This window comes from Castellaniella sp. (assembly GCF_034675905.1).
Taxonomy (GTDB): domain Bacteria; phylum Pseudomonadota; class Gammaproteobacteria; order Burkholderiales; family Burkholderiaceae_B; genus Castellaniella.
Map to the genome: position 1 here is coordinate 293,379 of NZ_JAUCCV010000005.1, position 13,686 is coordinate 307,064.

The 13,686-nt window shown below is 62.9% G+C and carries 12 protein-coding genes; 3 read left to right on the forward strand and 9 right to left on the reverse strand.

The genetic code is table 11. The features are described from left to right. Position 1: 1 nt before the first annotated feature. From frr to rpsB, 4 genes are all read right to left on the reverse strand, one after another. Positions 2–562 (reverse strand): ribosome recycling factor, encoded by a 561-nt coding sequence (gene frr, locus VDP79_RS07080; RefSeq protein ID WP_323017509.1) that lies wholly within the window; start codon positions 560–562, stop codon positions 2–4. Between the two features lie 8 nt (positions 563–570). Continuing rightward, complete coding sequence (pyrH, locus tag VDP79_RS07085) at positions 571–1,287, reverse strand: UMP kinase (RefSeq protein WP_323017510.1); 717 nt, start codon at positions 1,285–1,287, stop codon at positions 571–573. A gap of 103 nt (positions 1,288–1,390) precedes the next feature. Continuing rightward, positions 1,391–2,266, reverse strand: a complete 876-nt coding sequence (tsf, locus tag VDP79_RS07090) for a translation elongation factor Ts (protein WP_323017511.1) — start codon at positions 2,264–2,266, stop codon at positions 1,391–1,393. 102 nt (positions 2,267–2,368) lie between these two features. Continuing rightward, the gene (rpsB, locus tag VDP79_RS07095; RefSeq protein ID WP_323017512.1) at positions 2,369–3,121 is read right to left on the reverse strand and encodes a 30S ribosomal protein S2; all 753 of its coding nucleotides are present in this window, start codon (positions 3,119–3,121) and stop codon (positions 2,369–2,371) included. A 167-nt stretch (positions 3,122–3,288) separates the two neighbouring features. Between rpsB and map the strand changes: the two genes are divergently transcribed. The 3 genes from map to VDP79_RS07110 are packed head-to-tail and all read left to right on the forward strand — an operon-like array spanning position 3,289 to position 7,210. Then, positions 3,289–4,101, forward strand: coding sequence for a type I methionyl aminopeptidase (gene map / locus VDP79_RS07100; protein ID WP_323017596.1), 813 nt, complete (start codon positions 3,289–3,291; stop codon positions 4,099–4,101). After that, positions 4,098–6,728: a [protein-PII] uridylyltransferase gene (locus VDP79_RS07105; protein WP_323017513.1), complete on the forward strand. Its 2,631-nt coding sequence runs from the start codon at positions 4,098–4,100 to the stop codon at positions 6,726–6,728. Before map ends, VDP79_RS07105 begins: the two co-directional genes overlap by 4 nt. Beyond that, positions 6,725–7,210: a disulfide bond formation protein B gene (locus tag VDP79_RS07110; protein WP_416233058.1), complete on the forward strand. Its 486-nt coding sequence runs from the start codon at positions 6,725–6,727 to the stop codon at positions 7,208–7,210. Before VDP79_RS07105 ends, VDP79_RS07110 begins: the two co-directional genes overlap by 4 nt. 305 nt (positions 7,211–7,515) lie before the next feature. Here VDP79_RS07110 and purF read toward each other — a convergent pair whose 3' ends face one another. The 5 genes from purF to lpdA all read right to left on the reverse strand — a co-directional run bounded on the left by purF (position 7,516) and on the right by lpdA (position 13,681). Beyond that, the gene (gene purF / locus VDP79_RS07115; protein WP_323017514.1) at positions 7,516–9,021 is read right to left on the reverse strand and encodes an amidophosphoribosyltransferase; all 1,506 of its coding nucleotides are present in this window, start codon (positions 9,019–9,021) and stop codon (positions 7,516–7,518) included. Between the two features lie 15 nt (positions 9,022–9,036). Further along, positions 9,037–9,525, reverse strand: coding sequence for a CvpA family protein (locus VDP79_RS07120; RefSeq protein ID WP_323017515.1), 489 nt, complete (start codon positions 9,523–9,525; stop codon positions 9,037–9,039). Next, entirely contained in the window at positions 9,522–10,379 is an 858-nt protein-coding gene (locus tag VDP79_RS07125; protein WP_323017516.1) for an SPOR domain-containing protein, read from the reverse strand. The genes VDP79_RS07120 and VDP79_RS07125 overlap by 4 nt, the downstream gene beginning before the upstream one ends. A 49-nt stretch (positions 10,380–10,428) precedes the next feature. Further along, positions 10,429–11,835 (reverse strand): bifunctional tetrahydrofolate synthase/dihydrofolate synthase, encoded by a 1,407-nt coding sequence (folC, locus tag VDP79_RS07130; RefSeq protein WP_323017517.1) that lies wholly within the window; start codon positions 11,833–11,835, stop codon positions 10,429–10,431. Between the two features lie 73 nt (positions 11,836–11,908). Then, positions 11,909–13,681 carry a dihydrolipoyl dehydrogenase gene (gene lpdA / locus VDP79_RS07135; RefSeq protein WP_323017518.1) on the reverse strand — a complete coding sequence of 591 codons (1,773 nt, stop codon included), beginning with the start codon at positions 13,679–13,681 and terminating at the stop codon, positions 11,909–11,911. Positions 13,682–13,686 lie beyond the last annotated feature (5 nt).

Sequence of the window (13,686 nt, forward strand, 5' to 3'; positions counted from 1 at the left end):
ATCAAACCGTCATGATCTCGGCTTCTTTCTGGGTGACGAGCTTGTCGATATCGGCCACATAGCGATCCGTCAGCTTTTGGATCTCGTCCTGACCACGGCGCTCGTCATCCTCGGAGATCTCCTTGTCCTTGAGCAATTTTTTCAGAGCGTCATTGCCATCACGGCGCAGATTGCGCACGGCCACCTTGGCATCCTCGCCCTCGCCGCGCACGACCTTGGTCAGATCGCGGCGCCGTTCTTCGGTCAGGGCTGGCATGGGTACGCGGATGTTGTCGCCCATGGCGATGGGGTTCAGGCCCAGGTCGGATTCGCGGATGGCTTTATCGACAGCCGCCGCCAGGGTCTTTTCCCAGACCTGGACGCTCAGGGTGCGCGCATCGATCACCGTGACATTGGCCACTTGGCTGATCGGCGCAGGAGAGCCGTAATATTCCACCTGAACGTGATCCAGAATGCCGGCATGCGCACGGCCGGTGCGAATCTTGCCCAGGCTGGTCTTCAGGGCATCAATGGTCTTGCCCATGCGCTCGTCGGTCGAGCGGCGAAGGTCGGAAAGGCTCATGAGGGTTCCTATACCTGTACCAGGGTGCCTTCGTCTTCGCCGCAGACAACGCGACGCAGGGCTCCCGGTTTGTTGATCGAAAAAACCTTAATCGGCAGTTTCTGGTCGCGGCACAGCGCAAAGGCGGTGGCATCCATGACTTCGAGACGGCGCACGATGGCTTCATCAAAGCTGATGCGCGAATAACGGGTGGCGCTCGGGTCCTTGTTGGGGTCGGCGCTATAAATGCCGTCGACCTTGGTCGCCTTGAGCACTATTTCAGCGCCGATTTCCGCCCCGCGCAAGGCAGCAGCGGTATCCGTGGTAAAGAAAGGATTGCCGGTGCCGGCGGCGAAGATCACGACCTTGCCTTCTTCGAGATAGCGCAAGGCCTTGGGGCGAATATAGCGTTCGACCACCTGATCGATGTTCAGCGCGGACTGCACACGGGCGTCCACACCATGGTTTTTCAGGGCATCCTGCAGCGCCAGGCCGTTCATGACGGTGGCCAGCATGCCCATGTAGTCGGCGGTGGCGCGGTCCATCCCCTGGGCCCCTGGCGCAACGCCTCGGAAAATATTGCCGCCGCCGATGACGACAGCCAACTGGACCCCAAGCGACACGATGCCGTGGATTTCTTCGGTCATGCGAAGAATGGTCGCGCGGTTGATGCCGAAGGCATCACCCCCCATCAGCGCCTCGCCTGAGAGTTTCAACAGGACGCGCTTGTAGGCTGGATTTGACATGCACCAGATTCCTGGAAGGACGAAAGAAGGAAAAACGTCTGGAACAGACGTGAAACGGCATCGCGCACTCGGCGCGATGCCATCGTACCTGAATCAGGCGGAATCAGGAACCGCTGGCGGCAGCGGCGACTTCAGCGGCGAAATCCTCGGATTTCTTTTCAATGCCCTCGCCCACCACAAACAAGGTGTAACGATTGATGCGCGCGCCTTTTTCCTTGAGCATCTGTTCCACGGTCTGCTTGTCGTTCTTCACGAAAGGTTGCGACAGCAGCGTGACTTCCTTCAGGAATTTCTGCACGGCGCCTTCGACCATTTTCGTGACGATGTCGGCCGGCTTGCCGGATTCAGCAGCCTTTTGTTCGGCAACCGAGCGTTCGGCAGCGATCAATGCCGGATCCACGCCGCCCGCGTCCAGTGCGCGCGGCTTGGTGGCGGCAATGTGCATGGCCAGATCCTTGCCGATTTCTTCGTCACCGGCGAAATCGACCAGCACGCCGATGCGCCCGCCGTGTACGTAGCTGTTCAGGCCGTCGACGGTCTCAAAACGCTGGAAGCGGCGTACCGACATGTTTTCGCCAATCTTGCCGATCAGGGCGGTGCGGGTGGATTCCACCGTGCCCTCGCCCATGGCGCATTGGCCCAGGGCGGCAACGTCGGCCGGATTGTGTTCGGCGACCAGATGAGCCATTTCGTTGACGAACGCCACGAAATCATCATTTTTGGCGACGAAGTCGGTTTCGCAATTGACTTCGACCAGGGCGCCGGTCTTGCCGTCAGCGGCAATATACAGACCGATCAGGCCTTCGGCCGTGACACGGCTGGCGGCCTTGGAAGCCTTGCTGCCAAGCTTGACACGCAGCAGTTCCTCGGCGCGGGCCAGGTCGCCTTCGGCTTCCGTCAGGGCCTTTTTGCATTCCATCATGGGCGCGTCGGTCTTTTCGCGCAGTTCCTTGACCATGGCGGCGGTGATTTGAGCCATTCGATTCTCCTGTTCGATCAATGCAGATACCGGCAGGCGCCGGTATCGGGCTGACAGGCGCGGGGCAAGCCCGCGCCAGCGGGGTGTGAGAGGGACGAGGGTTTATTCCTCGTGCGTGTCCTGCTCGACCTCGATGAATTCTTCGCCTTCGGCCAGTTCTTCGACCAGGCCGTTGATGCTTTGCTCACGACCGGCCAGCACGGTATCGGCCATGCCGCGGGCATACAGCGCGATCGCCTTGGACGAGTCGTCGTTGCCGGGAATGACGTAATTGATGCCGTCGGGCGAGTGGTTGGTATCGACCACGCCGACCACCGGGATGCCCAGCGTGCGGGCTTCGGCCACAGCGATCTTGTGGTAGCCCACGTCGATGACGAACAAGGCCTCGGGCAGCGTGGTCATGTCCTTGATGCCGCCGATGGACTTGTTCAGCTTGTTCAGCTCGCGTTCGAACATGAGCGCTTCTTTTTTGCTCATGTGTTCGGTGACGCCTTCGGCTTGCTGGGCTTCCATGTCCTTCAGGCGCTTGATGGACGTTTTGACCGTCTTGAAGTTGGTCATCATGCCGCCCAGCCAGCGGCTGTCGACGTAGGGCATGCCGCAGCGCTGGGCTTCGGCCGCCACCAGTTCACGGGCGGAACGTTTCGTGCCGACAAACAGCACATTGCCGCCGCGAGCCGCCACCTGGCGCACGAATTGCGTGGCTTCCAGGTATTTCTCAACCGTGCGTTCCAGGTTGACGATATGGATCTTGTTGCGCTGGCCGAAAATGTATTCGGCCATTTTCGGGTTCCAGTAACGGGTCTGGTGGCCAAAGTGCACACCAGCTTCCAGCATTTCACGCATGAGGCTCATGGAAAATCTCCAAAGGGTTTGGTCTTGTACATGGCCAGCATCCGGGACTAACATGACTTGCATCCAAGTCATCCATCCCAAACACCCATGGGCGGCCATGCACGCTATTTACAGCGAAGCCTATAATTCTACTATTCTTCCTATATCTTCAGCAAGCTTTCCTCATGATTCCATTAATCACAGACCCTCAGGAACTCACTCAGATGCGCGCTGCCTGCCAGGCGGCCGCCAGCATTCTGGACTATCTCGAGCCGCACGTGCGGCCCGGCGTCACCACCGGTGAGCTCGACCGTCTGTGCATGGACTACCTGACCAACGTGCTGCAGGTGAAATCCGCCACCGTGGGTTACGCCCCGCCAGGCTACCCGCCCTACCCGGCCTCGATCTGCACCTCAGTCAATCATGTCATCTGCCACGGCATCCCCAGCGACAAGGTTCTGAAAAACGGCGATATCCTGAATATGGACATCACCATCATCAAGGACGGGTGGTTCGGCGACACCAGCCGCATGTTTTACGTGGGTGAACCGTCTATCCTGGCCAAGCGCCTGGCCGAAACCACCTACGAATGCATGTGGCTGGGCATCGAGCAAGTGCGCCCGGACGCCACCCTGGGCGATATCGCTCACGCCATTCAACAGCACGCCGAGGCTGCTGGCTTTTCTGTTGTGCGTGAATACTGCGGCCATGGCGTCGGCCAGCGTTTCCACCAGGACCCGCAAGTGCTGCACTACGGCAAGCCCGGCACCGGCCTGCGCCTGGAACCCGGCATGATTTTCACCATCGAACCCATGATCAACGCCGGGCGTCGTGAAATCCGCACCCTGGCGGATCAATGGACGGTGGTCACACGCGACCATAGCCTGTCCGCCCAATGGGAGCACAGCATTCTGGTGACGGATCAGGGCTACGAAGTCCTGACGGTGTCGCCCGGCATGCCGGCGCCTCCTGCCTTCGTCAAAGCCGCCGCCTCTGCATGATTCCCGCGTCGCAGGACGGCATGACCGCCTTGCGCAGCCGCCTGCAGGCGCGCCGCGGCGAGGCCGTTGCGGCATACCGCCAGCACCTGCGCCCGGAGCCCCTGCTGACTGCCCTGCGACGGATCGCGGATCAGCAGGTCCGCGAATTGCTGAAACTCCATCCGGCGCCCTCGGGCGCCTGCCTAGCGGCAGTGGGCGGCTACGGCCGCGGGGAACTCTACCCCGGATCAGACCTGGATATCCTGATCCTGCTGGAACGCACGCCGGACGCAGATGATCGCAAGCGCATTGAAGCGCTGATCGCCGCCCTGTGGGATGCCGGACTGGAACCCGGACATAGCGTACGCACGCTGGCGCAATGCCGCCACGAAGCCGCCGCCGACATTACAGTCCAAACCGCCTTGCTGGAAGCCCGCTGGCTGGCGGGCGGCAAAACCCTGTTCCAGCAATTCAGCACCCAGATGCAGGCGGATCTGGACCCTCGCGAGTTCTATCTGGCCAAGCGCACCGAGATGCAGCAACGCCACGCCCGCCACCAGGACACGCCTTACGCGCTGGAGCCCAACTGCAAGGAAGCCCCCGGCGGCCTGCGTGACCTGCAAGTGCTGCTGTGGCTGGCGCGCGCGGCCGGCCTGGGGGCCACCTGGAAGGCCGTGGCCCGCACCGACCTGCTCACGCCTGCCGAATTTCGCGCGCTGCGCAGAGCTGAACGCGCCTTCAAGCGTCTGCGCATCGAATTGCATCTGCTGGCGGGACGCCGCGAAGACCGCGTCCTGTTCGACCTGCAGCCGCGTCTGGCGCAGATCTATGGCTTTGTCGATCAGCCCCACCGTCGCGCCAGCGAATTGCTGATGCAGCGCTACTATTGGGCGGCGCGCGTGGTATGCCAGGTCAACCGCCTGCTGATGCAAAGCCTGGAAGAACACCTTTTCCCCCAAGCGCAGACCGACGACATCCCTCTGGACGACGATTTTTGTATCCGCCGCGATCATCTGGCGCTGCGACGTCCTGACGCGTTCGAACGCAACCCTGCCCTGCTGCTGCGTGTGTTTTTGGTCATGCAGCAGCACCCCGAATTGCAAGGCATGGCAGCCGGCACCTTGCGGGCCATCTGGCATGCGCGCCGCCGCATCGACCCTCAGTTCCGCGACAATCCGGTCAATCGCCGGCAGTTCCTGCAGATTCTGCAGCAGCCGCGCGGCATCGTCCATGCCCTGCGCGACATGACGATGTGGAATATCCTGCCCCGCTATCTGCCGGTGTTCCGCCGCATCGTGGGACAGATGCAACACGACCTGTTCCATGCCTACACAGTGGACCAGCATATTCTGATGGTGATCCGCAACCTGCGCCGCTTCACCATGCCGGAACACGCCCAGGACTACCCTCTGGCCAGCCAGCTGATCGCCGATCTGGACGAGCATTGGCTGTTGTATGTGGCTGCCTTGTTCCACGATATCGCCAAGGGCCGGGGCGGCGACCATTCGCAGCTGGGCGCCGCCGAGGTCCGCCGTTTCGCCCGCCAGCATCAGCTGCCGCGCGAACAGGCCGACCTGGTGGAATTTCTGGTGCGCGAACACCTGACGCTGTCGCAAGTGGCGCAAAAACGCGACCTGAGCGATCCACGCGTCATCCATGAATTCGCCACGCGGGTCGGCACGCAACGACAATTGGCTGCTCTGTACCTGCTGACGGTGGCCGACATCCGCGGCACCAGCCCGCGCGTCTGGAATGCCTGGAAGGGCAAACTGCTGGACGATCTGTACCATCAGACACTGGCCGCGCTGGGCGGCGCCCGCCCGGACACTGGCACCATCCTGGCCTTGCGCAAGGATGCTGCGGCGGCCGAAATCCGCCGCATGGGCTTGCGCGACGAAAGCCGGGATGCTTTCTGGTCGCAACTGGATGTCGCCTATTTCCTGCGCCATGACGCCAACGAGATCGCCTGGCATACGCGCCATCTATACCACTGTTTCCAGGGGCCAGATCCCGTCGTACGGGCGCGGATCCTGGGACAAAGCGAAGCCTTGCAGATTCTGGCCTATGCGCCGGACCGCGCCGACCTGTTCATGGACATCTGCACGTATTTCGACCGCCATGGCCTGAGCATTCAGGACGCCCGTATCCATACGACACGCCAGGGCTGGGCGCTGGACAGCTTCATCGTGCTGCTGCCTGACGGTGACCGTGACTACCGCGCTCATGCCACGCTGATCGAACATGAGCTGCTGGCCGCACTGAAATCCCAGTCCGATGGCCGGACCGCCTCGTCCGTCCTGCGGCAGGGGTCACGGCGCTCACGGGTATTTCCGATTCTGCCCAGCATCACCCTGCAGGCGGACGAACAGGGCGGCACCTGGCGCCTGTCCGTCACGGCAGCGGACCGCGTCGGTTTGCTGCACGACTTGGCCAGGGTATTCACCCGTCACGGCGTCAGTCTGAAAATGGCCAAAATCATGACCCTGGGCGACCGGGTCGAAGATATCTTCATTCTGCAAGGGGCCATCCTGAACCAGACCCGCGGCCAACTGCAATTCGAGCGCCATGTATTCGACGCCCTGGCAGGGAACCATGAGGCATCCCTCGCATCTAACCCCCACCCGACCGATCCACTGACCAAGCCATGATGAATACCACCCGATCCGATCGCACGCTAAGAGCCATCTCCCTGCTATGCCTGGGGGCCGTGGGCTTTGCCCTGATTTCGCAGCATCTGTTCAAGATGCAGCCCTGCGCCTGGTGCGTGCTGCAGCGCCTGATCCTGCTGGCCATCGCCGCCGTTTGCGGTCTGGCCTGCACCGGCTGGGGGTCTGCCCTGGTTCGGCGCACCGGCGCCGCGCTGGGCGCCGTGCTGGGCCTCTGCGGCATTGCTGCCGCCTGGTACCAGTACACCGTCGCCAGCAATGCCTTTTCCTGCGCGCAGACCTTTGCGGACCGCTTTATCTCCGAATCGGGGCTGGACGCCGCCGTCCCCTGGCTGTTCGGCATTTACGCCAGCTGCGCGGACGCGCGCGTCAGCCTGCTGGGGATTGAATATGCCCTGTGGGGCCTGATCCTGTTCGCCATCTGCACAGTGCTGTGCCTATGGGTGCTGGCCCGCAAAGCATAAGAGCCCCCACGCTGCGCGGCCTGCGGCTGCTTGCTGTCCCCCGAGGGGGCTCTCCGGCCTTGGGGCGGCCCGGCGGCCAGAGTCCTTCTATCTGGGACCTGCGGCTGCTTGCTGTCCACCTCGCGGCCTGCATGCCGCTCGGATTCGTCAGGCACTGACCAGTCCGCAGGGACTGGCCAGTGTCCGGGCTCATCCCCCGAGGGGGCTCTCCGGCCTTGGGGCGGCCCGGCGGCCGGAGTCCTTCTACCTCGGGGGCCTGCGGCTGCTTGCTGTCCGTCTTGCGGCCTGCTGGCGTTCGGTGCCTGTCAGCTATCGTCCGACGTCGCCGGAGTCATGGCGCCCGACCGGATGGGCTGGCCTCGCGTCAGGCTGAGGCGCTCCAGGTACGCGGCGTCGATGTCGCCCGTCACGTACCGGCCGCTGAAGCAGGACGACTCAAAGGTCCGCAGGGCCGGATTCAGGTCGCGCAGCGATTGTTCCAGATCGTCCAGATCCTGATAGACCAGACTGTCGGCGCCGATCTCGCGGGCGATCTGATCCGTGTCGCGGCCGGTAGCGATCAATTCAGCCTGTGTCGGCATGTCGATGCCGTAGACGTTCGGATAACGCACCGCTGGTGCGGCCGAGGCGAAATAGACCTTGTTGGCGCCAGCCGCGCGGGCCATATCGACGATTTCCCGGCTGGTGGTGCCGCGCACGATGGAATCATCCACCAGCAATACGTTCTTGCCCCGGAATTCCAGATCGATGGCGCTCAGCTTCTGGCGTACGGATTTCTTGCGCACTGCCTGCCCCGGCATGATGAATGTGCGCCCCACGTAGCGGTTCTTGATGAAGCCTTCGCGGTAATTCAGACCCAGCCGCGAGGCCAGCTGCATGGCCGATGGCCGGGATGAATCCGGGATCGGCATGACCACGTCCACATCGCCCAGACGCAAGGTCTTGGCAACCTTGTCGGCCAGGTATTCCCCCATGTGCAGACGCGCATCATAAATCGAAATCCCATCCATGACCGAATCTGGACGAGCGAAATAGACATATTCAAAAACGCAGGGGGTCTGCACTGCGTCGGCTTCGGCGCACAATTCGTGACTGACTTCACCGTCTTCGGTGATCACCAGCGCCTCGCCGGGCGCCACGTCACGCACCAGAGAAAAGCCGCTGCCCGTCACCGCCACGGATTCGGACGCCAGCATCCATTCGACACCAGCATCCGTCTCATGCCGCCCCAGGCACAGCGGACGGATACCGTGCGGATCCCGGAAAGCAACCAGGCCAAAGCTGCTGATGCGGGCGATCACGGCATAGGCGCCCTTGGCCCGGCGATGCACGGCTCGCACCGCCTGGAACACCGCATTGGCATCCAGAGTGACACCATTGGATGCCTGCTGCAGTTCGTGGGCGAAGACGTTCAGCAGGACTTCGGAATCCGAATTGGTGTTGATGTGGCGCCGATCGTGCTTGAACAGGGCTTCGCGCAGTTCACGCCAATTGGTCAGATTGCCGTTATGGACAAACGTGATGCCAAAGGGCGCATTGACATAAAAAGGCTGGGCCTCATCCACGCTGGCGCTGGACCCGGCGGTGGGATAGCGCACCTGCCCCACCCCGCTGTTGCCGGGCAATGCACGCATATTGCGCGTGCGAAAAACGTCACGCACCAGGCCATGCGCCTTGTGCATGCTGAAAAACTGCTCGTGCGCCGTCGCGATGCCGGCAGCATCCTGGCCTCGGTGTTGCAGCAGTAAAAGGCTGTCATAGATCAGCTGATTGACTGGGCCTTGGCCCATCACACCGACAATTCCGCACATGATTGAGTTCCGGACTTAATAGGGAAGCAGCTGCGCCACATCAGCGGGCAGCAGGAGTTTGATTTGCTGAAAACCTTTGGTCAGCGCCGCAGCAGTGCGCGCCTGTTGCCACCAGGGTTCCCGGGGCAGTTCCGTGTAGCCGGCCAGCCCCACCAGGGCCAGCACCAGCACCAGACCGCGCACTGCGCCGAACACGGCTCCCAGGCCATGATCGGCTGGGGTCAGGCCCGTGCGATCCACCAGAGCCCCCAGGGCCATGTTCAGCAGCCCGACAGCCAGCAGCGCCAGGACGAAGATCGCGCCATAGGCGGCCAGCGTGCGCAACAAACCGTTTTCGACCAGGGTGTCGAGCCAGACAGACGCCGTCGGCCCCCACCAGATGGCGGATAGGAAAGCCACCACGTAAGCAACCAGCGACAGGACTTCCCGCAGGAAGCCGCGCAGCAGGCCGATCAGGCAGGACACCACCACGACCGACAGGACGATGTAGTCGAAACTGGTCACTTGTCGGAAATCAGGCCATTCTGATACCCCAGCGCCCGCAGGCGGGCCTGGGCAGCCTGGGCGGCTTCGTGCGAGCCGAAGGGGCCGACGCGCAGACGATACACGGTACGGCCGCCGGACTGGCCGCGCTCGACATAGGCATCCGTGACGCCGGACTGGCGCAGGCTGTCACGGCGGCTCTGGGCATCCTGTTCGGTCGTATAGGCAGCCACCTGCAGGTAGTAACGCCCCTGCCCGGCTTTCGCTGCCGCATTGCTGCTGGCAGCCGCCGGGGACTTGCCCGACAACAGGGCCAAGGCCACCGAGCCGTCATCGGTGCGATCCGCCGGCTTGGTGTCGGGTTTCACGGATTTGACCGGCTCATCCGACGGCTTGCTGGCAGCGGGCGGCGGCGCCGGCGGCTGAATAGGAGGAATCGCGGCGACCGAGGTATCCGGCGCAGGCGCAACCACCGGGGCCGCCGCCGTCGCTTGAGGGTTCTGAACGCCGCCACCTGAAGCATCGACTGCCGCTGCCCCATCCGTATGCGTCGGCGGTGTGCTGCCTTGGGCCAGCACACCTTCGGTGGTATTGAGCGCAGCTGAAGGCGCGGCGGCATCCGCTGGCGCCGGGTTGCCGGCGAGTGGCGGCAAGCCAGCTGGTGTGGCTGGCACGACGACAGGCGCATGCGTGTCGTCCGATACGGGTTCGTCGAACAACCAAGGCACGACGATGAACGCTGCCAGCACCAGTGCCAGCGCGCCGATCAGGCGGCGGCGGGCCTTGCCGCGCAATTCTTTCAACTGGGCCTCGGTTGCGCCGCCGGCACGCGTAGCGGTGCGTTTCCCGGTGTCAGTCCCATGACGAAAAAGCATCGTGCAGCTCACCCGTTATCAACAAGGGCGGGCCGACGTTCCCGCCCGGTCAAGAAAGGACGTCCCTGCCTTCACGGCGCAGGACTTGAAGTACCGGGCCGACCGTCGCAAAAGACCCGAATACAAGAATTCTATCATTGTCGGTCGCCAGCTTACGGGCCTCGGCAAAGGCTTGTTCCGGACTGTCAAATGTGGAAACCTGCACATCCCGGGCTGCCACGGCCGGCCGAGGGGCTGCCCGTACGCCGGGTTTTCCGTCACCGCGTTTGATTTCCGCCGCCTGAGCGACAAAAGGATCGACCGGGGCGACATCGCCGGTGATGCGATGCACGATGTCGGCCAACTCCTGCCCTGTCGTGCCGCGCGGCCCTGTCAGGGTGGCGCACAGCCAACGGTCCACTCGTCGCGACAGACGCGATAATGTCGCTTCGATGTCCTTGTCGTGCAACATGCCGACCACAGCATAGGTATGCGGATAATGGCCCATGCTGTCCAGATTCTGCCCCACGGCTGCTGCCGCATGCGGGTTGTGCCCCACATCCAGGATTGTGGCTGGCAGGCCGGGCAGGATCTGCATGCGACCGGGCAGGCTGACATGCAGCAGCCCCTGTCGCACATTCTGTTGAGTGACCACCAGCCGTTCGCGCAGATTTTCCAGGGCGGCCAGGGCGGCCGAGGCATTCAGCAGCTGATTGGCGCCGCGCAGCGCCGGGTAGCCCAGCGCATTACGGCGTTGGCTGCGCCCCCCGTAGGCCCACTGCTGACGGTCGCCGGAATAGTTGAAATCCGTGCCGAAGCGCCAGAGATCCGCGCCGATCTCGGCGGCGTAGTCGATGACGGTTTGCGGCGGTACCGGATCAGCACAGACCGCCGGCTTGCCGGGGCGGAACACATGCGCCTTTTCCCAGCCGATGGCCTCGCGGGTGTCGCCCAGATAGGCCGTGTGATCCAGATCCACGCTGGTCAGGATGGCACAATCCGTATCGATCAGATTGACGGCATCCAGACGCCCTCCCAGGCCGACTTCCAAGATGGCCACGTCCAGATTCGAGGCCTGGAACAGCAGCAAGGCTGCCAGCGTCGTCATCTCGAAGTAGGTCAGGGTGATCTCGCCCCGTATCGCCTCGATGCGCTCCAGCTGCGCCACGATATCGGCATCAGAAGCCTCTTGGCCGTTGACCCGGATGCGCTCATTGAACCGCAGCAAGTGCGGCGAGGTATATTGCCCGACCCGATAATTGGCGTCCAGCAGAATGGCTTCCAGCATGGCGCAGGTAGAGCCCTTGCCATTGGTGCCAGCCACGGTGATCTTGACACAATCCAGCGTCAGCTCCAGACGCTGGGCTACCGCCCGGATGCGGTCCAGGCCCAGATCAATGGCTTTGGGATGCAGGGTTTCCAGATAGGCCAGCCAGTCGGCCAGCGCAGCGCCTTGGGCGGGAGCAATCGATGACATGAGAATGAAAATCAAAAAGAAAACGGCAGGTGCCGATATTAGCACCTGCCGTCTTGTTACCTAGGGAACACCCCTACTTTCGACGAGCCGGAGGCACGTCCGTGCAATGGCCGTCGGCAACTTCGGCAGCCATGCCGACGGATTCGCCCAAGGTCGGGTGCGGGTGGATGGTCTTGCCGATATCCACGGAATCCGCACCCATTTCGATGGCCAGAGCGACTTCGCTGATCAGGTCGCCCGCATGCGTGCCGACGATGCCACCGCCCAGAATGCGGCCGGTCTCGGCATCGAACAGCAGTTTGGTGAAGCCTTCGTCGCGGCCATTGGCGATCGCCCGACCGGATGCCTGCCAGGGGAACAGGCCTTTCTTCAGGGCAACGCCCTGTTTCTTGGCCTCTTCCTCGGTCAGACCGACCCAGGCGACTTCCGGATCCGTGTAAGCGACGGACGGAATGACGCGCGCATCGAAATAAGCCTTTTCGCCCGCGATGACTTCCGCCGCCACATGGGCCTCGTGAACCGCCTTGTGGGCCAGCATGGGCTGCCCGACGATATCGCCGATGGCGTAGATGTGCGGCACATTGGTGCGCATCTGCTTGTCCACGGTGATGAAACCGCGATCGCTGACCGCCACCCCGGCGTTTTCCGCACCGATCTTTTTGCCGTTGGGCGCACGGCCCACGGCCTGCAGCACCAGGTCGTAGCGCTGAGGTTCTTTCGGGGCGGCTTCACCTTCGAATGTCACCCAGATGCCATCGTCCTTGGCCTCGGCAGCCACAGTCTTGGTATTGAGCATGACGTGATCGAAACGCTGGGCATTCATCTTGTCCCAGACCTTGACCAGGTCGCGGTCCGCACCCGTCATCAGGGTCGGCAGCATTTCCACGACATCCAGGCGAGCGCCCAGCGCGGAATAGACCGTCCCCATTTCCAGGCCGATGATGCCCCCGCCCACGATCAGCATGCGCTGCGGAATGGCCTTGAGCGCCAGCGCCCCGGTGGAGTCCACAATGCGCGGATCATCCGGCAGGAACGGCAGTTTCACGGATTGGCTGCCGGCGGCGATGATGGCCGACGCGAATTTAACCGTGGTCTGCACGCCGTCGGCTTTGGTGACTGTCAGGTGATGCGGATCGGCAAACACGCCGACACCCTGAACGACCGTGACCTTGCGGGCCTTGGCCATGCCGGCCAGACCGCCGGTCAGCTTGCCGACCACGCCGTCCTTGTAGCCGCGCAAGGCATCCAGATCGATTTTGGGTTCAGCAAAGCTGATGCCGTGGCTTGCCAGGGATTTGGCTTCTTCCAGAACGCCCACGGTATGCAGCAAGGCCTTGGAGGGAATGCAGCCGACATTCAGGCAGACGCCGCCCAGAGTGGCATAGCGCTCGACCAGAACGACCTTCAGGCCCAGATCAGCCGCCCGAAAGGCTGCTGAATAACCGCCAGGCCCCGCGCCCAGAACCAGCACATCGCAATCCGCATCCGCCGCGCCGGCGAAGCTGGCCGCTGTCGGCGCCGGAACGGCTGCCTGCGGCGCAGCAGCAGGCGCTGCTGCTGCGGCAGGCGCCGGTTCCGCTGCTTTTGCAGCCGGCTCAGCGGCAGCGCCGCTGGCCTCGACCCGCAGAATGGTCGTGCCTTGCGCGACCTTGTCGCCGACCTTGATCAGGATTTCCTTGACCACCCCGCCCTGATCGGCCGGGATTTCCATGGAGGCCTTGTCGGATTCCACCGTGATCAGGCTTTGTTCCAGGGCGATGGTGTCGCCCACGGCCACCAGGATTTCAATCACATCGACCTGATCGAAATCGCCAATGTCCGGTACGTTGACGTCCTTGAGACTCATGCGAT